General features: G+C 63.6%; 18 protein-coding genes and 1 tRNA gene. 9 read left to right on the forward strand and 10 right to left on the reverse strand.

Translation table 11 applies throughout. From position 1 onward, the window contains the following. Positions 1-27: 27 nt before the first annotated feature. Together aspS and EN845_RS02585 are read right to left on the reverse strand one after the other, a co-directional pair. The gene (aspS, locus tag EN845_RS02580; protein WP_167531238.1) at positions 28-1,815 is read right to left on the reverse strand and encodes an aspartate--tRNA ligase; all 1,788 of its coding nucleotides are present in this window, start codon (positions 1,813-1,815) and stop codon (positions 28-30) included. 134 nt (positions 1,816-1,949) lie between these two features. Continuing rightward, positions 1,950-2,708, reverse strand: coding sequence for a DeoR/GlpR family DNA-binding transcription regulator (locus EN845_RS02585; protein ID WP_127869654.1), 759 nt, complete (start codon positions 2,706-2,708; stop codon positions 1,950-1,952). Between the two features lie 118 nt (positions 2,709-2,826). Here EN845_RS02585 and EN845_RS02590 point away from each other — a divergent pair, with 118 nt between their 5' ends. The 3 genes from EN845_RS02590 to rnd all read left to right on the forward strand — a co-directional run bounded on the left by EN845_RS02590 (position 2,827) and on the right by rnd (position 6,664). Further along, entirely contained in the window at positions 2,827-4,053 is a 1,227-nt protein-coding gene (locus EN845_RS02590) for an MFS transporter (RefSeq protein ID WP_127869655.1), read from the forward strand. 139 nt (positions 4,054-4,192) lie between these two features. Beyond that, complete coding sequence (locus EN845_RS02595) at positions 4,193-5,437, forward strand: MFS transporter (RefSeq protein WP_127869656.1); 1,245 nt, start codon at positions 4,193-4,195, stop codon at positions 5,435-5,437. Positions 5,438-5,512: 75 nt separating this feature from the next. After that, positions 5,513-6,664, forward strand: coding sequence for a ribonuclease D (gene rnd, locus EN845_RS02600; RefSeq protein WP_127279863.1), 1,152 nt, complete (start codon positions 5,513-5,515; stop codon positions 6,662-6,664). A 53-nt stretch (positions 6,665-6,717) separates the two neighbouring features. Here rnd and EN845_RS02605 read toward each other — a convergent pair whose 3' ends face one another. Genes EN845_RS02605 through guaB form a run of 3 tightly spaced genes read right to left on the reverse strand, consistent with a single transcriptional unit; the run spans position 6,718 to position 9,239 of the window. Continuing rightward, complete coding sequence (locus EN845_RS02605) at positions 6,718-7,137, reverse strand: MAPEG family protein (protein WP_127869657.1); 420 nt, start codon at positions 7,135-7,137, stop codon at positions 6,718-6,720. Positions 7,138-7,162: 25 nt separating this feature from the next. Next, on the reverse strand, positions 7,163-7,705 hold the full coding sequence (locus EN845_RS02610; protein ID WP_167531211.1) for a hypothetical protein: 543 nt from the start codon (positions 7,703-7,705) through the stop codon (positions 7,163-7,165). Between the two features lie 31 nt (positions 7,706-7,736). After that, the gene (gene guaB / locus EN845_RS02615) at positions 7,737-9,239 is read right to left on the reverse strand and encodes an IMP dehydrogenase (protein ID WP_127279866.1); all 1,503 of its coding nucleotides are present in this window, start codon (positions 9,237-9,239) and stop codon (positions 7,737-7,739) included. Between the two features lie 281 nt (positions 9,240-9,520). Here guaB and EN845_RS02620 point away from each other — a divergent pair, with 281 nt between their 5' ends. Then, positions 9,521-10,942, forward strand: coding sequence for an MFS transporter (locus EN845_RS02620; RefSeq protein WP_127869658.1), 1,422 nt, complete (start codon positions 9,521-9,523; stop codon positions 10,940-10,942). Positions 10,943-10,952: 10 nt separating this feature from the next. Here the strand turns inward: EN845_RS02620 and EN845_RS02625 are convergent, their stop codons facing one another. Beyond that, positions 10,953-11,750: an RlmE family RNA methyltransferase gene (locus EN845_RS02625; protein ID WP_127869659.1), complete on the reverse strand. Its 798-nt coding sequence runs from the start codon at positions 11,748-11,750 to the stop codon at positions 10,953-10,955. 25 nt (positions 11,751-11,775) lie between these two features. Beyond that, positions 11,776-13,134 (reverse strand): Ppx/GppA phosphatase family protein, encoded by a 1,359-nt coding sequence (locus EN845_RS02630; RefSeq protein WP_127869730.1) that lies wholly within the window; start codon positions 13,132-13,134, stop codon positions 11,776-11,778. A gap of 417 nt (positions 13,135-13,551) precedes the next feature. Between EN845_RS02630 and EN845_RS02635 the strand changes: the two genes are divergently transcribed. The 4 genes from EN845_RS02635 to EN845_RS02650 all read left to right on the forward strand — a co-directional run bounded on the left by EN845_RS02635 (position 13,552) and on the right by EN845_RS02650 (position 17,275). Continuing rightward, complete coding sequence (locus EN845_RS02635; RefSeq protein WP_127869660.1) at positions 13,552-14,484, forward strand: lysylphosphatidylglycerol synthase domain-containing protein; 933 nt, start codon at positions 13,552-13,554, stop codon at positions 14,482-14,484. 160 nt (positions 14,485-14,644) lie between these two features. After that, positions 14,645-14,718: transfer RNA gene (locus EN845_RS02640), tRNA-Gln, on the forward strand. A gap of 120 nt (positions 14,719-14,838) precedes the next feature. Then, entirely contained in the window at positions 14,839-15,468 is a 630-nt protein-coding gene (locus EN845_RS02645; RefSeq protein ID WP_127869661.1) for a hypothetical protein, read from the forward strand. Positions 15,469-15,589: 121 nt separating this feature from the next. Beyond that, complete coding sequence (locus tag EN845_RS02650) at positions 15,590-17,275, forward strand: hypothetical protein (RefSeq protein ID WP_127869662.1); 1,686 nt, start codon at positions 15,590-15,592, stop codon at positions 17,273-17,275. 31 nt (positions 17,276-17,306) lie between these two features. Here the strand turns inward: EN845_RS02650 and EN845_RS02655 are convergent, their stop codons facing one another. Beyond that, positions 17,307-17,708: a hypothetical protein gene (locus EN845_RS02655; RefSeq protein WP_127278656.1), complete on the reverse strand. Its 402-nt coding sequence runs from the start codon at positions 17,706-17,708 to the stop codon at positions 17,307-17,309. 71 nt (positions 17,709-17,779) lie between these two features. Further along, positions 17,780-18,466, reverse strand: a complete 687-nt coding sequence (locus EN845_RS02660) for a D-lyxose/D-mannose family sugar isomerase (RefSeq protein ID WP_135906788.1) — start codon at positions 18,464-18,466, stop codon at positions 17,780-17,782. 178 nt (positions 18,467-18,644) lie between these two features. On the opposite strand from EN845_RS02660, the gene EN845_RS02665 reads away from it, so the two are divergent. Then, entirely contained in the window at positions 18,645-19,703 is a 1,059-nt protein-coding gene (locus tag EN845_RS02665) for a D-TA family PLP-dependent enzyme (RefSeq protein WP_127869663.1), read from the forward strand. 4 nt (positions 19,704-19,707) lie between these two features. Here the strand turns inward: EN845_RS02665 and EN845_RS02670 are convergent, their stop codons facing one another. Continuing rightward, entirely contained in the window at positions 19,708-20,469 is a 762-nt protein-coding gene (locus EN845_RS02670; RefSeq protein WP_127869664.1) for a heme ABC transporter permease, read from the reverse strand. Between the last annotated feature and the right edge of the window lie 35 nt (positions 20,470-20,504).

A 20,504-nucleotide genomic window follows, 5' to 3' on the forward strand; every position in this document is an offset into this window, starting at 1 on the left:
GGAGAAACGGCAGTCGCAACGCTGCCGTCAGTCCTTCTTGGTCGGCGCGACGCGTAGCGCCAGTTCGCGAAGCTGCTGCGGAGAGGCTTCCGACGGCGCGCTCATCAACAAATCATAGGCCTGCTGGTTCATCGGGAACATGGTGATTTCGCGCAGGTTCTTGGCACCGACCAGGAGCATGACGACGCGATCGACACCGGCCGCCATGCCGCCATGCGGCGGCGCGCCATACTGGAAGGCGCGATAGAGGCCGCCAAAGCGTTCCTCGACCGTGGCGCGGTCCAACCCGACCGTCTCGAACGCCTTGACCATGGTTTCGGGCAAATGGTTGCGGATACCGCCGCTGGCGATCTCGAAACCGTTGCAGACCATGTCGTACTGGAACGCCTTGATGCCGAGCAGGTCCTCGCCGTTGAGCGCATCGATGCCACCTTGCGGCATGGAGAACGGATTGTGGGCGAAGTCGATCTTCTTCTCCTCCTCATTCCATTCGAAGAACGGGAAGTCGACGATCCAGCACAATTCGAAGCGTTCGCGATCGACAAGATTGAGTTCCTCGCCGGCACGGGTGCGCGCAGCGCCCGCGAAAGAAACGAACTTCTTCGGATCGCCGGCGACGAAGAAGGCGGCGTCGCCGTCGGCAAGGCCGAGCTGCAGGCGGATCGCTTCCGTGCGTTCCTCGCCGATGTTCTTGGCGAGCGGGCCGGCGCCTTCGAGCTTGTCGCCCTCCTTGCGCCAGAAGATGTAGCCCAGCCCCGGCTGGCCCTCGCCTTGCGCCCAGCTATTCATGCGGTCGCAGAAGGCGCGGCTGCCGCCGGTCTTGGCGGGAATGCCCCAAACCTCCGCCTTCGGGTCGTTGGCCAAGATGTTGGCGAATACCTTGAAGCCGGAATCGCGGAAATGATCCGAGACGGCCTGCATCTCGATCGGGTTGCGCAAATCGGGCTTGTCGGAGCCGTATTTGCGCATGGCGACATCATAAGGGATGCGCTGGAACTTCTGCGTTACCGGCTTGCCGTTGGCGAAGGTCTCGAAGACGCCGCGCATCACAGGTTCCATGGTCGACAGCACGTCGTCCTGCTCGACGAAGCTCATTTCGAGGTCGAGTTGGTAGAATTCGCCGGGCAGACGGTCGGCGCGCGGATCCTCGTCGCGGAAGCAGGGCGCGATCTGGAAATAGCGGTCGAAGCCCGACACCATGATCAATTGCTTGTACTGCTGCGGCGCCTGCGGCAGCGCGTAGAAAGTGCCGGGATGGATGCGCGACGGCACCAGGAAGTCGCGCGCACCTTCCGGCGACGACGCAGTGAGGATCGGCGTCGAGAATTCGGTGAAGCCGACCTCGCCCATGCGCTTGCGCATCTCTGCGATGATTTTCGTGCGCGCCACGATGTTCCGATGCAACGTCTCACGGCGCAGATCGAGGAAGCGGTATTTCAGACGGATGTCCTCGGGATAGTCCGGTTCGCCGAACACCGGCAGCGGCAACTCCTTGGCGGCGGACAGCACCTCAATCTCGCGGGCGAAAATCTCGATCTCGCCGGTCGGCAAATTGGCGTTCGTGGTCTCGGGCAAGCGCGCCTTGACCTCGCCGTCGACGCGGATCACCCATTCGCCGCGCACGGTCTCGGCGACCTTGAAGGCAGGCGAATCGGGATCGGCGACGATCTGGGTCAGGCCGTAGTGGTCGCGCAGGTCGATGAAGAGCAGGCCGCCATGGTCGCGCACGCGATGCACCCAGCCCGACAGCCGGACGGAATTGCCGACGTCGCTCTTTCTCAACTGGGCACAGGTATGGCTGCGGTAACGATGCATTGTCATGGATAAAGTCCGGGGTGCTGGGTGGCAGACCGAAGCATTACGGCCCGGCCTCAAAATTTGCGCGAAAAGCGCATGGGAGGCCGGATTTGTCAAGGCAAGCGGTCATACAGGCTCGCGGCTTCGACCGTTCACGCGAAGTGGATTTGGGCGCCCTGACGTTCGAAATCGGCAAGGATGGCAGCGGGCGCGGTCTTCTCGACGACGAGATGGCTGATCATCCCGGCGGCAGCGACGCGGTAGGGCGCCGCGGTGGCCAGCTTGTCATTGGTGACGGCAATGAGGATGCCGGCGCTGTTCCCCGCCATGGCCCGCTTCACCTCGGCCTCGGCCGAATCGAAGGCGGTCACGCCTCGCGTGGCATCAAGGCCGCAGGATCCCAGGAAAAACAGGTCGGCGCCAAGCTGCGCCACGGCGGCCAGCGTATCGGCGCCGACACAGGTGCCAAGGTCGCGGACATACCTGCCGCCGAGCACGATCAGTTCGACCAAGGGGTGATCCGACAGGACCGAGGCGACGCCAAGCGAATTGGTGGCTACGGTCAGCTCGATGTCGCGCGGGATGGCCCTGGCGATCGCCTCATTGGTCGTGCCGCCATCCATGAACAGGCTTTGTCCAGCGGAGAGCACCGCCACCGCCGCATTTGCCAGACGCGCCTTCTCCTCGATCGCATGGCCGCCTCGCTGGCTGATCGTTGCCGCTGCAAAGGGCGCGGAAGCGACCGCGCCGCCGTAAACGCGACGGCATTCGCCGGCCTTCGCCAGCTCCCTCAGGTCGCGGCGTACGGTGTCTTCCGAAACACCGAAGCGGCTTGCCAGTTCGCCGGCCAGGACACGCCCCTCCGCCGCAAGGCGGTCACGGATGAGCTGGTGCCGTTGATCGGTGAGCATTGCCGAACCCTGTTTTCTTGTTCTGCACGTTCTTGCATGTTTTGCACGTTTATGCAAGGAGTCGACATGTCTGGCTGCTGGACAAGGCAGCCGCCCTTTTTTCATTGAAAGCACCGCGATGAGCTTTAGCCTCAACCTGGCCCCTCAACACCGGGTCTATGCCGGGTTTGCGACCTATTCGTTCGCCATGGGCAACATCTTCCCGCGGCTGCCCGACATCAAGCATGCCATGGGCATCGCGGACGGCACGCTGGGGCTCAGCCTGATCGGGACACCGATCGGCACCCTGACCGCACTGACGCTGGCCACGCCCCTCCTGGAGCGCATCGGCTTTCGCCGCGCGCTGCTCACGCTGGTTCCGCTGCTGGCGCTTCTCTACGCCATCGCCGTACATGCGCCGGAACCCGTCGCACTGTTCCTGATGCTGTTTCCCATCGGCCTGATGATCGGCAGCGTCGAAATCATCCTGAATGTCGAGGCCGACAGGACGGAATTCCATCTCAAACGCCGGATCATGAACCGCGCCCATTCGTTCTGGAGCGCTGGCTTCTTCGGTGCCGGACTGTTCGGCGGCGCGATGGCGCATCTCGGCCTGTCGCCGCAACTCCATCTGGCGCTGGTCGTCCCCATAGTGGCTATCTCGATGGCGATTTTTCTCGGCGGCTACGAGCCGGCCCCTGCCCGCTTCGCCGCTACCGGCGACAAGGCGCCCATGTTCGCCCGGCCGACATTGCCTATACTCGTCCTCGTCGCGGTGACGCTTTCGGCGATGCTGCTGGAAGGTGCCAGCATCGACTGGTCGGCAATCTACATGCGCACCGTGTTCGAATCCGGCCCCTTTGTCGCCGGCTTCACAGTGGCGCTGTTTGCATTCTCGCAGGCGACGACGCGTTTCTTCGCCGACAGCTTCGTCGACCGCCATTCGCCAAGCGGCGTGGCGCGCGTCCTCCTGGTGACGACGGCCGCCGGCGTTTTCCTGGTCTTCTTCTCGCCCGCGCCATTTGTCTCGATGCTCGGCTTTGCGCTTCTGGGCGTTGGCAGCAGCGCCATCTTCCCGCTGGCGATTTCGGCCGCCGCACAGCGAAGCGATCGCCCCGCGGCGATCAACGTAGCGGCATTGTCACAGATCTCCTTCACTGCCTTCCTGCTCGGCCCGCCGCTGCTTGGCTTCGTTTCGGACCATTGGGGCATCCGCTCGGCCTTCGGCATCGGCATCCCATTCATCATACTCAGCCTGCTGACCGTCGGCTCGCTTGGCGCCAGGCGATCTTCTTCCGCCACCTCCGCAAGCGCAGGCTCCAGCGGGACGCGGGAGGAGGCACTGGCGCGGGCCAACGAGGCATAGGCGGCTCGCCTACCCGTCCAACCGGACGCTGGCGCGGCCTGCCCAAGGCAGGTCGCCTTCGCGAGAACGAAGGATTGTCCGCTGGCATTGACGGTCGCTTTGGTTCAAGAAGGGATCACCGATACGTGATCGCCGCTTCATGTCCTCCATCCGCCCGCTGATTCCGCTCCTTCTCGCCGCAGGCATCCTGCTCGGCGGCAATGGGCTGCAGAGCACGCTGATCGCGCTGCGCGGCGCGCAGGAAGGGTTTTCGGCGTCCGACATCGGTCTTATGGGCACCTTCTATTTTGCCGGTTTCCTGCTCGGCTGCCTGGCCATCACCCGCATCATGAAGGCGGTCGGCCATATCAGGGCGTTCTCGGCGCTGGCGGCGATCGCCTCTGTCGGCACCTTGCTCCTGGTACTGGTCCTCGACCCGGTGATGTGGTGCGCGGTGCGCTTTGCCGGCGGCTTCTGTTTCGCCGGATTGTTCACCATCGTCGAAAGCTGGCTGAATTCAGGCGTCACCAACCGCGACCGCGCCCGTGTGCTGGCCATCTACCGGATGGTCGATACCGGATCGGTGACATCAGCCCAGTTCCTGATTCCGGTCCTCGGTGCCGGCGGCTTCAGCATCTTCGCCATCATGTCGATCATGATCACGCTGTCGCTGGTGCCGGTCTCGCTTGGCGACCGTTCCAACCCGACGCCGCCGGAAGAGGTCAAGCTCGATCTGGCACGCGTCTGGCGGATTTCGCCGCTTGGCTGCTTCGGCTGCATCGCCGTCGGCGTCACCAACAGCGCGTTTCGCACCTTGTCGCCGGTCTATGCCGAGCAGATCGGCATGTCGGTCGCCGACGTCGTCACTTTCGTCAGCGTCGGCATTTTCGGCGGCGCGATCATCCAGTATCCACTCGGTTATCTCTCCGACCGCTGGGACCGGCGGCGGGTGCTGCTGATGACGACTTGCTGCGCGATGCTTTCGGCACTGGCGCTGGTGTTCATTGCCGGCAGCAATCCGCTGCTCAACTTCATCGCCGTCTTCATCTTCGGCTGTTTCGCCATGCCGCTCTATTCACTGTCGGCGGCGCATTCCAATGATCGCGCGGATGCCGGCGAGTTCGTGCTGATCAATGCAGCCCTGATGCTGTTCTATTCCTTCGGCGCTATTGGCGGCCCTTTCGCGGCCTCGACGGCGATGCAGTATTTCGGGCCAAGCGCGCTGTTTGTCTTCAGTGCCGTGGTCTACGCGGTGTTCATCGCCGTTATCCTCTACCGCATGCAGGCCCGGTCCGGCGTGCCGGCCGGCAAGCGCAGCCGCTTCACCGCGCTGTTGCGCACCTCGACCATTTTCGCGCGTCTGGCCAGGAGAAATAGTGATCCAGACAGTCCGGAAGGGCCGTGACGGCGGCAGCACAGCTTGACGAAAGCCTTCCCGGCTGAAATCTAGGAAGACCCTACTCCTGCCAAAAGCGATTTGATGCACGTCATCACCACCCAGAAAGAACTCGAGACCGTTCTCGCCGCTTTCGAAAAGTCGGATTTCGTCACCGTCGACACCGAATTCATCCGCGAAACGACCTTCTGGCCAATCCTGTGCCTGATCCAGATGGCCGCGCCCGGCGTGACGGCGCTGATCGATCCGCTGTCATCAGACATCGACCTGGCTCCGTTCTTCAAGTTGATGGCCAACGAGGCGGTGGTCAAAGTCTTCCACGCCGCCCGGCAAGACATCGAAATCATCGTCCATCTCGGCGATCTCGTTCCGCACCCGGTGTTCGACACCCAGGTGGCGGCGATGGTCTGCGGCTTCGGCGACAGCGTTTCCTACGATCAGCTCGTGCAGCGCATCACCGGGGCGCGGCTCGACAAGTCGTCGCGCTTCACCGACTGGCGCCATCGGCCGCTGTCCGACAAGCAGCTCGACTATGCGCTGGCCGACGTTACCCATCTGATCGAGGTCTATCAGCACCTCAACGCCGAGCTGGCGCGGGAAAACCGCGCTCACTGGCTGAATGAGGAGATGGATGTCCTGACCTCGCGCGAGACCTACGACCCGCACCCCGAGGATGCCTGGAAGCGGCTGAAGATGCGACTTCGCAAACCGCAGGAGCTGGCGATCGTGCAGACCGTGGCGGCATGGCGCGAACGCGAGGCGCGCGAGCGCGACGTGCCGCGCGGCCGCGTGCTCAAGGACGACGCGATCTACGAGATCGCGCAACAAGGGCCGCGCGACGCGGCAGCCCTTGCCAAGCTCCGTACCACGCCAAAGGGCTGGGAACGCTCCTCGACGGCGACCGCACTGCTCGGCGCGGTCAACACGGCGCTCGCCTTGCCCAAGGAGCAGATGCCGAAATTGCCGAAAAACTTCCAGCCGCCCGAAGGCTCGAATGCGGCCGCGGAACTCTTGAAAGTGCTGCTCAGAATCGTCGCCGAAAAACAGGGCGTCGCCTCGAAGGTGCTGGCCTCCAGCGACGATATCGACCGTATCGCGGCCGAAGGCGAGGATGCCGATGTGCCGGCGCTGCAAGGCTGGCGGCGCGCCGTGTTCGGCGAACAGGCGCTGAAGCTGGTGCGCGGCGAGATCGGCATCAAGTTCGACAAGCGCAAGATAGCCGTGTTCGATCTGTAGAAATCGGCCTCTCTTCTTCCGCCTCGGGAGAAGAGCGCCAACGCCGCTTCTGCTCAAACCACCTGGAGCAGGTGAAGAGCGAACCAGATCCAGCCCAACAGGATAATGACCGCACCGAGAAAGAAAGACCGCCTGCGCAGGCGCAGATCGTTGCTGGTCAGGTGAACCCAGGCGTGGAAGTAGCGCGAGGCGACAAAGATCCACATCAGCGCCAGGGTCAGGTAATTGACGCCGTTGGTGACGTGCAGCGCCAGGCACAGCACGTAGAAAAGAACCGGCAATTCGAACTGGTTGTTGAGATTGGCGGCGACCGTGACGCTGGACGCCGGCTCGGTCGAACGCACTTTGTATTGGCCGGTCTTGGCTTCGCCTGACTTGACCGCACCGTCTCGGCGACGGCCGAGGACGCAGTAGACGATGTAGATCAGCAGCACATGCGCCAGGACCGGCCAGAAGATGGTGGTCTGGTTCATGAAGTGGCCCCTGCCCTTTTCGGCTTCAATTCTGACGTCTTTGGCCCGCCAGCCAGAAAGCGGCAATGACGATGACCGGGAGGGCGAGAAGCGCGAATTTGGTGACGATCAGCGCCGAGGCGAAAGACAGCGAGTCCGGGTTGGCATAGAGGAAATCGGACAGAAGCCGCGCCACGGCGATATTCTGGACATAGTCGGCGAGCGTGTAGGGCAGCACCAGGACCAAGGCGAAGATCGCCTGCATCTGCCCCGGCAGCACGCGGAAAGCCTTCAAGCGCCGGCCAGTTACCACGATCAGGCTGACTAGCGTCAGCGACAACAGCGCAGGAAACAAAAGATCGAAGGTCAGGTAATGCCAGACCAGGATGATCTCGCTGCCGCGCCGGCCAAGCGCCGTCAGCCAGGCCATGCCTTCGTCGGGCGTGAATCCGAAATAGCGCATGTCGAGCGAGGCCAAGCCCCCGCTCAACTGGCGGAAATAGAAGAACTCCATCCCGGTCATGGCGATGAAAACCGCTGCCGAGAGAAAGCAGAGCGCTCCGACATGGCGCGACAGGCGCAGCACCATGGCGGCCAAGTTGCGCCAAAGCCCGGAAGAATCAGGCTCCGCCGGGATAGTTGGGGCTTTCGCGGGTAATCGTGACGTCATGGGCGTGGCTCTCACGAAGTCCGGCGTTGGATATGCGCACAAAGGTGGCGCGGTCGCGGAAATCGGCAAGGTCGCGGCCACCAACATAACCCATAGCGGCTTTCAGCCCGCCTGCAAGCTGGTGCAGCACGCCAGACACAGGTCCTTTGTAGGGAACCTGCCCTTCAATGCCTTCCGGCACCAGTTTCAGCGTGTCGCGCACCTCGGCCTGGAAGTAGCGATCGGCGGAGCCCCGCGCCATTGCGCCGACCGAGCCCATGCCGCGATAGGCCTTGAAGGAGCGGCCCTGGTGCAGATACACCTCGCCCGGACTTTCGTCGGTCCCGGCAAGCAGCGAGCCGATCATGGCGGCGCTGGCGCCGGCGGCGAGTGCCTTGGCGAGATCGCCGGAATATTTGATACCGCCGTCGGCGATTACCGAGGCGCCGGATTTATGCGCCGTCTCGACCGCCGACATGATGGCCGAAAGCTGGGGAACGCCGACCCCGGCCACGATGCGGGTGGTGCAGATGGAGCCCGGACCGATACCGACCTTGACGGCGTCGGCGCCGGCGTCGATCAGCGCCTGCGTGCCTTCAGCGGTGGCGACGTTGCCGGCCAGGATGCGCACGGAATTGGAAAGCTTCTTGGCCCGCGTCACCGCGTCCAGCACGCGCTGCGAGTGGCCATGCGCGGTGTCGATCACCAAAAGGTCGACGCCCGCCTCGATAAGACGCTCGGCGCGTTCGAAGCCGTCATCGCCGACGCTGGTGGCGGCCGCGGCGCGCAGTCGCCCCTGCGCATCCTTGGTGGCATGCGGGTTGAGCTGCGACTTCTCGATGTCCTTGACGGTGATCAGCCCAACGCAATTGCCCGCCTTGTCGACCACGACCAGCTTCTCGATGCGGTGCTGGTGCAGGAGCCGCTTGGCCTCGTCCTGGTCGACATTCTCCTTGACCGTGATCAGGTTCTCCCGGGTCATCAATTCGTAGACCTTTTGCGCAGGATCGGAAGCGAAGCGCACGTCGCGGTTGGTCAGGATGCCCACCAGCCGGCCGGTCTTGTGGCCGCCGGCGCCGCCATTCTCGACCACCGGAATGCCGGAGATCGAGTAGGTGCGCATCAGTGACAGCGCGTCGGCGAGCGTGGCGTCGGGACCGATGGTGACCGGGTTCACCACCATGCCGGATTCGAATTTCTTGACCTGCCGCACCTGCTCCGCCTGTTCGGCGGGCGAGAAATTGCGGTGGATGACGCCGATGCCGCCGGCCTGCGCCATGGCGATGGCAAGCCTTGCCTCGGTGACCGTGTCCATCGCCGCCGACAGGATCGGCACGTTGAGGTCGATGTCGCCGGCGATGCGGGTGCGGATGTCGGTCTGGCCGGGCATCACTTCGGAATGACCGGGCTGTAAAAGCACGTCGTCAAAGGTCAGCGCCAGTGCGCCGGTGGACGTTTCGATGATTTTTGCCATAGCCAGCCCTTTGAATGCGAAAAAGCGCTGGACCGGAATGGGCAGCGCCGACTCGTTATTCCCTTTCAGGATTGGCGGTGGCTGGTAACACGTCCCGGGACGGATGAAAAGCCGATCATTGCGTTGCACAACAGGATCACGACGAGCCCGGCAACGCCACCCCTGGTTGCGATCGCACAAAAGTGACAGCAAATTAATGCGACATCGGTGTCCAGCCGTGATACCCGCCCTGCGTGCCGGCAAGGTCGGCAACATCTGGAATCAAGCCCGGACGCGTTTTTGTGAACCGCACCATTCCGCTCATACTGGCGGTCGCTCTTTTCATGGAAAACATGGATTCGACCGTCATCGCGACATCGCTGCCGGCGATCGCCATCGACATCCATACCAGCCCGATCGCGCTCAAACTGGCGCTGACCGCCTATCTGGTGTCGCTGGCGATCTTCATTCCGATCAGCGGCTGGATGGCCGACCGCTTCGGCGCCAAGAACATCTTTCGTGCGGCGATCGCGGTGTTCATTGCCGGTTCGGTTGCCTGCGCGCTGTCCGGTTCGCTGCCGGCCTTCGTGGTGTCGCGCTTCCTGCAAGGCATTGGCGGCGCCATGATGACCCCGGTCGGGCGCCTGGTGCTGGTGCGCGCCACGCCCAAGAGCGACCTGGTCGCCGCCATGTCCTGGCTGACCGTTCCAGCACTCGTCGGCCCGCTGGTCGGTCCGCCGATCGGTGGCTTTATCACCACCTATTTTACGTGGCACTGGATCTTCCTGATCAACGTGCCGATCGGCCTGATCGGCATCTGGCTGGCCACAGGCTTCCTGCCGGAAACCGAAGCAACCGAGACGCCGCCGCTCGATTTCATCGGCTTCGTGTTGAGCGGGCTTGCCGCATCCGGCGTCGTGTTCGGCCTGTCGGTGGTCAGCCTGCCTTATCTGCCGCCGGCCACCGGCTTCATCACGGTCGCGGTGGGGCTGCTGTCGGGCGCGCTCTACCTGATGCATGCGCGCCGCGCCAGAAATCCGCTGCTGGCGCTTGAGCTGTTCCGCAACCAGGTGTTCCGCTCGTCGGTGCTTGGCGGCAGCCTGTTTCGCATCGGCATCGGAGCGGTGCCGTTCCTGTTGCCGCTGATGTTCCAGATCGGTTTCGGGCTGACCCCATTCCAGTCCGGCATGATCACCTTCGTCTCCGCGATCGGCGCCATCGGCATGAAATTCGTCACCGCGCTGATCTTCCGCGTGGTCGGCTTCCGCCGCGTGCTGATCGTCGGCTCGCTGGTCGCTGCCGCATCGATCGCCATCTACGGCCTCTTCACCCCCGAAACGCCTTACGCGCTGATGCTGGCCATTTTGCTGGTTGGCGGCTTCATCCGTTCGATGTTCTTCACCGGCGTCAACGCCCTCTCCTATGCCGAGGTTTCGGCGGAGGACACCAGCAAGGCGACGCCGATCACGGCGGTGTTCCAGCAGCTCTCGATCGCGCTCGGCGTGGCGCTCGCCGGCGGTGTTCTGGAAGTCTCGACCTCGATCCATGGCGGCCCGCTGACGCTGGGCGATTTCCATACCGCCTTCTTCATCGTGGCGGCGGTATCGGCGGCGGCGTCACTGTCGTTCATGCGGCTGGCACCCGATGCCGGCAACGCCGTGTCAGGCCATGGCCGGCTGACGACGCCCAAGACGCTGGAACCGGTGAGATCGCCGGGAGAGTGAAGCGGCCAACTCAGCCGTCTGCGTCCCCCGGCCCTTCGCCATGGCTCCGGGCGCTCGAGCCCATCGGAACGTCCACTGGACGTTCCGATCCGCCTGACGGCGGACCAGCCTCTCGCCCCTTAAAATCCTTGGCCAAGAGATAAAGCTCCACCGATTCATCGCGCGAGGCCGGTGGCTTGACGTGGTGGACGGAGCGGAAATTCTTCTTGAGCATCGAGAGCAGTTCGTTTTCGGCGCCGCCCTGGAAGGTCTTGGCCAGGAAATGGCCGCCGGGCTTCAGGACCGACAGCGCGAAATCGGCCGCCACCTCGCACAGATGCATGGTGCGGATATGGTCGGTCCGCTTGTGGCCGGTTGTCGGCGCCGCCATGTCGGACAGCACGACATCCGGGTCGCCGCCCAGCGCCTCGGCCAGCTTTTGCGGAGCCTGCGGATCGAGAAAATCCATCAGCAGCACCGGCGCACCGGGCACGGCGTCCATTTCCAGATAATCGATGCCGATGACATGCGGGTTTTCGGCCGTCGATTTCGTGCGCGCGGCCGCGACCTGGCACCAGCCGCCGGGGGCGGCACCCAGGTCGATCACCTTCATGCCGGGCTTCAAGAGATGGTGCTTGTCGTCGATCTCGATCAGCTTGTAGGCCGCGCGGGAACGATAGCCGTCGGCTTTCGAGCGTTGGACATAGGGATCGTTGATGTGGCGCTGCAGCCAGCGGCGTGACGATTCCTTCAGGCCGCTTTTCTTCTTGATCCGCGTCTTCAGCACGCGAATGCTCGCCGAACCTGGTTTTTCCGGTTTCTTGGTCATTGCCTGATTTCTTGTTTGAGCATGATCATGCCCTAGCACGCCCATCGTTGCGCCAGACGCCGTCATCGGCCATCAGTTCGCTCAATATGCCTTCGCGCAGGCCACGGTCGGCGACGCGCAGCCGCTCCGACGGCCAGACGGCGCGGATCGCTTCGAGGATAGCACAGCCGGCAAGCACCAGATCGGCGCGGTCGGCGCCGATGCAGGGGTTGGCGCAGCGCTGCTGGAAATCCCAGCCGACCAATCTCTCCACCATGCGGTCGACGCTGTCGCGGTCCATCCACAGGCCGTCGACCCGCCGGCGGTCGTAGCGCTCGAGATCGAGATGGACGCCGGCCAGCGTCGTCACCGTGCCCGAAGTGCCGAGCAGATGGAAATTCGGGCTGGCCTTGAGATGGCTCAGCCGGTCGCGGCCATCGAAAGTGGCCAACCGGCCAGCGACGTCGTCGACCATGGCGGTGAAGATCTCGCGCGTCACGGTGCGGCCACCAAAGCGTTCCGCCAACGAGACGACGCCAACCGGCAGCGATGTCCATGAGACGATATGGTTGGCAAGGCGCGGCGAGCGGCGGCCGCTGAGATCGATCAGCGCGATCTCGGAGGAGCCGCCGCCGATGTCGAACAGGACGACGCCTTGCGTGTCGCGCTCGACCAGCGAGCCGCAGCCGGAAACCGCAAGGCGGGCTTCGGTCTGGCGATCGATGATCTCGAGTTTCAGGCCGGCTTCGCGTTCGACACGATCGAGGAACTCCAGGCCGTTTTCGGCGGTGCGGCAGGCTTCGGTGGCGATCAGCCTTGCCTTCCTGATCTTGCGGCCGCGCAATTTGTCACCGCAGACCTTCAGCGCCTCGACCGCGCGGTCCATCGCCGGCTGGCCGAGCCGGCCATTGGCGGTGAGCCCCTCGCCCAGCCTGACGATGCGCGAGAAGGCGTCGATGACACGGAACTGGCCGTGACGGGTGGGAACGGCGACCAGCAGCCGGCAATTGTTGGTGCCGAGGTCCAGCGCCGCGAAGACGGGAAGCTCGTGCACCGGCGGCCTGCGGTTGCCTTGTTCGGGGCGAGGCACAGGAACGACGGAGGAGATCGTCTGAGCCGTCACCGGCTTCAGCTCCACTGTCGCGACAGCGGCCTTGCCTTGTACCGGCGATCGATTGTCCTCGGGGCGCACATCGTCGCGCGCAAAAACCTTGCGCCCACGCCTTCGCTTGCGCCGTTTCTTGGGCTTGCCCTTCTGGGTCGCGTCGCCCGCCTGCCCATTCACGGAGCGAGGCTCCGTCGGGCGGCGTTGCTGCCAACCGGCTGTCCCGGGGCCCGATGGCCCTGGGGAAGCGCTGGACGCGCCCACCTCCGGCGCGCCTGCGCCGGTGTCGCGGTCTTCCACTGTCGTTCCTTCCGGCGCCGCGCGAACCGGTGACGGACGCAGCAGGCGCTTTGGCATGTTTCAAGTTGCCGCCAGACTAACAGTGCCGCGCCCGATCACCAAGAGCCGCTTGCCGAATTTTGCCGGCTGGGCGCCCAACCCCGCCTTTTCGCCGCGCCGCCGTAATGTACCCGCAAGGCTGGTTTGATAACGCAACGCCGGCGGGGACGCGCCCGTCGAAGCCGCTGCCCTCGCCGCTTGGAGGCGTTTTTGCGCCGCGTCCGGTGCAGGCGGGCCTTGCCGGCATCAGGCGCGACAAGTGTTCGCGGTTGAATAGCCGGCTTCAATGAGGCATTTCTGAAATGAATGGGGAATTCGGGGCGCGGTCGGCCTCTCGACAGAAAAGGAAGCGGACAGGCAACGCATGACGGTCGGGCAATGAACTGGAAACGCTATTTCTGGCCGGTCGTCGGCATCGGCGCGGTGATTTTCTCGCTGCTCCTGCTCTGGCATGAATTGCGCGGTATCTCGCTCGACGACGTCTGGGACGGGCTGGCGGCCATTCCGGCTCGCGGCTGGATGCTGGCAGGCTTGAGTTCGGTGGTGGCCTATGCCGCGCTCGCCGGTTACGACCACATCGCGCTGCTGCATATCGGCAGGCGCGTCTCCTGGCTGTTCGTGACGCTGTGCTCCTTCACCACCTATGCGCTGTCGCACAATATCGGCGGCTCGGTGTTTTCCGGCGCCGTCATCCGCTACCGCGCCTACGGCACCAGGGGCCTGACCGGCCACGAGGTCGGCGTGTTGGTGGCGGTCTGCTGGATAACCTTCGTGCTGTCGACGATTCTCGCCGCAGGCCTCGTGCTGGTGTTCGAGCCGCAGATTATCGACCGCTTCTCCGGCATCGCCCATCACGGCCTGTCGGAGGCGGCGGGCATTGCGATGCTGGTCCTCGTCGCGGCCTATATATTCGGCAGCTGGCTGCATCTGCGCCCGCTGAAGATCGCCAGCTTCCAGTTGCACTATCCGGCGCTGCCGATCGTCGCCAGGCAGTTGCTGATCGGCCCGATCGAGTTGCTGGCGGCGGCCGCGATCATCTTCTTCGCCCTGCCCGAGATGCACAATCCCGGTTATTTCGTCGTGCTCGGCGTCTTCCTCGTCTCCTTCTCGGTCGCCCAGATATCGCACGCGCCGGGCGGCCTCGGCGTGTTCGAAGTGGTGTTCCTGGCCGGGCTTTCCGACATGGACCCGGTCGGCGTGCTGGCCGCGCTGCTGGTGTTCCGGCTGTTTTATCTGATCATCCCGCTGTTTCTGGGCCTGGGCATCGTGCTGTTCTTCGAACGCTCGCAATTCAGCCGCAAGGAGAGCTGAGCCCGGGGTTCGCACGTCATTGGAGGGGCGGCGTTTGGAACCAGTGATAAAAGCTGGCGATTGAACCGCGGAGCAGGCTTGACTATTTTCCGCTGGCGGCTACAAGGCAGCGCTCAAGCGGCTCAGCCGTTCGGCCTGCGTGGTCCATGACCGCGCCTGCTGGGGAATAGGTTAACGGTAGACCCACGGACTCTGACTCCGTTAGTCCTGGTTCGAATCCAGGTTCCCCAGCCAGCACCTCTCAATGAAAGCACCCAGCTAAACAAGAAATCGGAACCGGAACGCTCTTCCGGTGCGAATCCGGACCATCGCTCCCAAGCTTCGTCGACGAAATCCTGCATAAGGCCCGCCTGGATGGTCACTGACACCGAGTTCATCCGCGAAAGCATCAGCCAAGGCTGCGTGATGCTTGCCGATGGCGAGTTCTTCATCGACAGGGTGGTGAAGTATGTCGGCAACGGAAGGATCAGGTGGCATGTCGAGTTTCGTAGGCATCGCGTCGAGTTCACGACCGGCCAGTTGAAGAAGCAGCCTACCTTCCGAAGGAAGATGCTCGAGCAGGCCGGCGTGCTGCCGCCTCAGCGTGCCGGGGCCAACTACAGGCGATGGGCTATCGATCTGCGGAAGAACGCCATCGAGCTTCCCTGGCGGGACAGACCGGTCGATGCCGGTTTCGCCATCGACAGGCTTGTCGGCCATGGGGACGACCGCTGGACCGTCGAATACCAAGGCAAGGCAATCAAGTTCACGACGACAAAGCTGCGCAGGCAAACCAGTTTCCGCAAGAGGATGCTGCTCAAGGCCAAGGTGCTGCCGCCTCAGATGGATCCGGCTGCCTATCGGAAGTGGACGGACTGGCTGATTCAAAACGCCACCGAGGCTGCGCCGCAGGCCGGCGATGCCGTGATGACCGAGAAAAGTTGGCTTGACGACCTGCCGGAGCTCGCCGGCTGGCAAAGCGACGCGCCACCCGAAAGCGACTAACGGGCGCCGGTCAGATCGATGGCCTCATTGCGTTTGCCATGCCTACCGGTTCCGGCACACATTCATGGCGAAGAATCTGGCCAGGGCTAGGCTCGCGGCCGAGCAGTTTGAATGAGACCACATGGACCGCTTCAATCTTGGCGCCTACCGCCGCCCCATCTCTACCCGCTCGGCAGAAACCCAGCGCTGGTTCGATATTGGCCTGAACTGGTGCTACGGCTTCAACCACGAAGAAGGCATCAAGTGCTTTGAGAAGGCTCTGGAGACCGATCCGGACTGCCCGATGGTTCATTGGGGCATCGCCTATGCGGCTGGGCCTTTCTACAATCTGACCTGGAAGGAGCATGGCGAGGCCGAGGCTGACAGCGCGACGAAGCGTTGTTTCGAGCACGTCCAGCTCGCGCGCTCCAATGCGGCGTCAGCCAGCGAGGTCGAAAGGCAACTGATCGAGGCACTGGCCTGCCGCTTCCAGAAGCCGCACCGGGTAAGCCCCCAGGAATTCGAGCAGTGGGACGATGCCTATGCCGCTGCGATGCGGCGGGTCCATGAAAACTTTCCCGACGACCATGACGTCATGGCGCTGTTCGTCGAGGCGCTGATGATGCGCACGGTGCGGCGGCTCTGGAACCTCAAGACCGGTGCACCGGCGCCAAATTCAGACGTGATCGAGGCGCTGGAGGTTTGCGAGCGGTCAATCCGGCTCGCAGACGAGGCCGGTATCGCGCAGCACCCGGCGATCGTCCATCTGCACATTCATCTCCTGGAAATGTCCACCATGCCGGAACGCGGCATGCGCTCAGCCGATCTGCTCGGCGAGATGTGCCCCGATGCCGGACACATGAACCACATGCCGGGGCATATCTATGTGCTGTGCGGCGAATATGAAAAAGCCAAGCTTGCCAGCGAAAAGGCGGTTGGGGCCAACGACCTCTATCTCGCCTATGCCGGCGAGCCGACCTACTATCTGCTCGGCTGCTGTCACGATCTGCACCTGATGATGTTCACCTGCATGTTGTCAGGCCAGTACCAGCCGGCACTGTGGGCTGCCGACAAGGTGCGCAGCCTGGTGACGCGTGACGTGGTCGCCATCCAGGACCGGCCCAAACTCACCCAGACCGTGGAAGGCTATCATGCGATGAAATCGCACGTGTTGGTGCGCTTCGGTCGGTGGCAGGAGATCATCGATGAACCAAGGGTCGCCGAGCCCGGCCTCTATGTGCTGACGGCGGCCATGCAGCACTACGCCAGGGGCGTCGCGCATGCGACGTTGAGGCGATTCGCCGAAGCCGAGCGCGAGCGCGAACTGTTTCACCAGCACCTCGAAGGCATTGCACCCGAGCGGCGTTTCCTCAGCAACCCGACCCGCGCCTCGCTCGCCGTCGGTGCCGCCTTGCTCGACGGCGAGCTTGCCTACCATCAGGGCCGGCACGAGGAGGCCTATGGCCATCTCAGGCACGCGGTCGAGCTGGATGACAATCTTTCCTACACCGAGCCGTGGGCGTGGATGCACCCGCCGCGCCATGCGCTTGCGGCGCTGCTTCTCGACCAGGGGCATGCGGCGGAAGCCGAGCAGGTTTATCGCGAGGATCTCGGCCTGAGCGCCACGGTGCAGCGCTGTGCCCAGCACCCGGACAATGTCTGGGCGCTGCACGGTCTGGTGGAATGTTTGAGCCGGCGTGGCGAGACCGAAGAACTGCCGGCACTGCAGGCAAGGCTTGCCACGGCGATGGCAAAGGCGGATGTGCCGATCAGCTCGTCCTGCCTGTGCCGGACGAGCGTGCAATCGGCACTCAGCTGTTGTCATTGAGCCTACGCCCTTTCAGGGCAGTTCATTTCCATCATGGAATGCTGAAGGGCACCGAATCCTCAACCGTTCCGTCGATGGCCAAATCAACACGATAGGTGCCCGCCGGCCATCCCGCCGTGGGTTTGGTGAGCTGAGAATCAGCCTGATTGTTCGCTCCGACGTCGAGATCGACCTTGTCGATAGTATAGTTTTCCGGTGCGACGCCGTGGGAATCAACCGAGACCCAGGAAAATGTGATTTTCGATGTGGGCGCGATATCCACCAAGTCAGCCGACACGTAAATCACCGGTGTGTCGACGGGGAAGCTGCTCTGAGGTGTAGCGCCGTCCTTCGTCGCGGAAAGGATGATGTTGGCGAAGCCGGCCGCCTGGGCCGGCATACCGAAGCTGACCGCCGCCAAGGCGGCAATGGCTAGAACTAGAGCTGATTTCAAGATCTATTCCTCGTCGGACTTGGTTGCTGGCCGGCAAATCAGGGGGCGAATCGGCATAAAGGGCGGAAGCCTCAACCCAGCCATTTGTCGTAGTCGGCCACCAGCAGGTGCAGCGGCGGCGTGTCTTCCTCGATATCGGCGAAACGGCCGATCGGCTCACGGAAGACGTTGTCCGTGCGATCGTCATTGACGGTCGATACCTCGCCGATCAGCACGTCCTTGCCCTCCGCCCAGAAGGCGTGCCACACGCCGGGCAAAAGCGTTACGCTCTGGCCCGGGTCGAGCTTCAACAGCCCGCCCGCCGGCAGCCTGTGGATGGTTCCGTCGACAGGCACCGACACCTCGGCCCTGGGGTCGATGCCGCCGTCGCGGTCATGCATGAACAGTTCCAGCACCAGCTTGCCGCCGCCGCGGTTGATGATGTCCTCGGCCTTGATGTTGTGGCGGTGCATCGGCGACATCTGCTCCTTGCGCGAGATCATGATCTTCTCGGCATAGAGCATGCCCATGCCCTTCTTCATGTCCTCGTAGCGGCCGTTGCGAACGGTGAACAGGAACAGGCCGAGATCGTCGAACTTGCCCTGGCCGTAGTCGGTGATGTCCCAGCCGAGCCGTGAGGTGAAAATGGCCGAGGAATCGACCTGGCGCGCCTTCATCTCTTCCGGCGGCCAGTAGGCGAAGGGCGGCATGATATAGCCGAACGAGCGGATGAAGGCGTCGGCTTCGCGGATGATGTCGTTGATGGCGGAGCGTTTCATGATCGTGACCCTTCGTGTCGATTTTTCCGACAAATCGCATAGCCGAACGCCGGTGCGGTGTCGATCCATTCTGCCTGTTCGAGCCCTGCGCCCATGGCCCACCGATCGGGTTCGCGTGCGGCGTGACATCGCGTGCTTTCCGGCTCATAACCCCTGCGAATTTTCACAGAGACAACCGATGCCGACCATCCATGATCTCGATACGCCGTCGATCCTGATCGACGTCGCACGCGCTGAAGCCAACATCGCCCGCGCGCAGGCCCATGCCGACAAGAACGGACTGAAGCTCAGGCCGCACATCAAGACCCACAAGCTGCCTTATTGGGCGAAGAAGCAGGTGGCAGCCGGGGCCGTCGGCATCACTTGCCAGAAGATCGGCGAGGCCGAGGTGATGGCCGACGCCGGGCTGACGGATATCTTTCTTCCCTACAACATCCTTGGCCGCGCCAAGCTCGCCCGGCTGAAGGCGCTGCACGGCCGCGTGACGCTGTCGGTGACGGCCGACAGCGCGCAGACGCTGGAAGGGCTCGCCGCGACCTTCACCGATGCCGGGCATCCGCTGTCGGTATTGGTCGAATGCGACACCGGCATGGGGCGCTGCGGCGTGCAGACGGCCAATGAAGCGGTTGCGCTGGCGAGGGTGATCGACAAGGCGGGCGGCCTTGCCTTTGGCGGACTGATGACCTATCCGGCCGCCGGCCGGGCAGTGGAGGCCGAGGCCTGGCTTGCCGACGCCAAACAGGCGCTGGCCGCTTCAGGGCTCGCCTGTGAGCGTGTCTCCAGCGGCGGCACGCCCGATATGTGGCGTTCCGCCGATGCCTCCGTCGTCACCGAATACCGGCCCGGCACCTATATCTATCTCGACCGCTACCAGGTCGCCAAAGGCGTCGGCGGCCTCGACGATTGCGCGCTGACCGTGCTGGCAACCGTGGTCAGCCATCCGACAGCGACGCGCGCGATCCTCGATAGCGGCAGCAAGGCCCTGTCCAGCGATACGCTGGGGCTAAAGGATTTCGGAGAGTTGATGGGCGTCCCGGGGGCGCTGGTGACGGGCTTGAGCGAGGAGCACGGCACGGTCATGCTTTCCGGCGACGGCAAGCTGCGCATTGGCGAGCGCGTGCGCGTGGTGCCGGACCATTGCTGCGTCGTCACCAATTTGTTCAACGAGGTCAACCTGATCGACGGGGAGACGGTGCTGGACACGCTGCCGGTGGCAGCGCGCGGACGGATGGGGTGAATATTTAAGCCGGACGTTCCGCCTGCCGCGCCGCCACCCGCCGCATGGCAATAACCCGTCGGCGCCGGATTTCGGTGCGCATGGCCATCAGATGCAGCGCGAAGAACAGCACGGTGAAGCCGACGGCCATCACCAGCAGCGGCCAGAGCAGGCTGGGATCGATGGTCGGACCACCGAGCCTGAACACCGAAGCCGGCTGGTGCAGTGTGTTCCACCAGTCGACCGAGAATTTGATGATCGGAATGTTGATGAAGCCGACCAGCGTGATGATGGCGGCGGCCCAGGCGGCGCGGCTGGCGTCATCGAGCGCGCGGGTTAACGCGATGATGCCGAGATACATCAGGAACAGCACGAAGACGGAAGTCAGGCGGGCGTCCCAGACCCACCAGGTGCCCCACATCGGCTTGCCCCAGATCGAACCGGTAATCAGCGCCAGCGCGGTGAAGACGGCCCCGATGGGGGCCGCTGACTTCAGTGCGACGTCGGCCAGCGGATGCCGCCAGACCAGTGTGCCCAGCGCAGAGACCGCCATCAGCGTGTAGCACATCATGGCGAGCCAGGCGAAAGGCACGTGGATGTACATGATGCGCACCGTGATGCCTTGCTGGAAATCCTCGGGCGCGGTGAAGCTAATATAGAGGCCACCAGCAAGGACGAGGGCGGCGAGCGCCGCCAGCCACGGCACAAGCTTGTCGGCCAGCCGGACAAACCGCATCGGATTGGCAAGATCGGTCCAGCCGCTCGGGCGTGAGGTGGTGTCACTCATGCGGCTTTACATAGACCGCCGGCGCGTTTGGAGCA

The organism is Mesorhizobium sp. M8A.F.Ca.ET.202.01.1.1 (assembly GCF_004791595.1).
Taxonomy (GTDB): domain Bacteria; phylum Pseudomonadota; class Alphaproteobacteria; order Rhizobiales; family Rhizobiaceae; genus Mesorhizobium.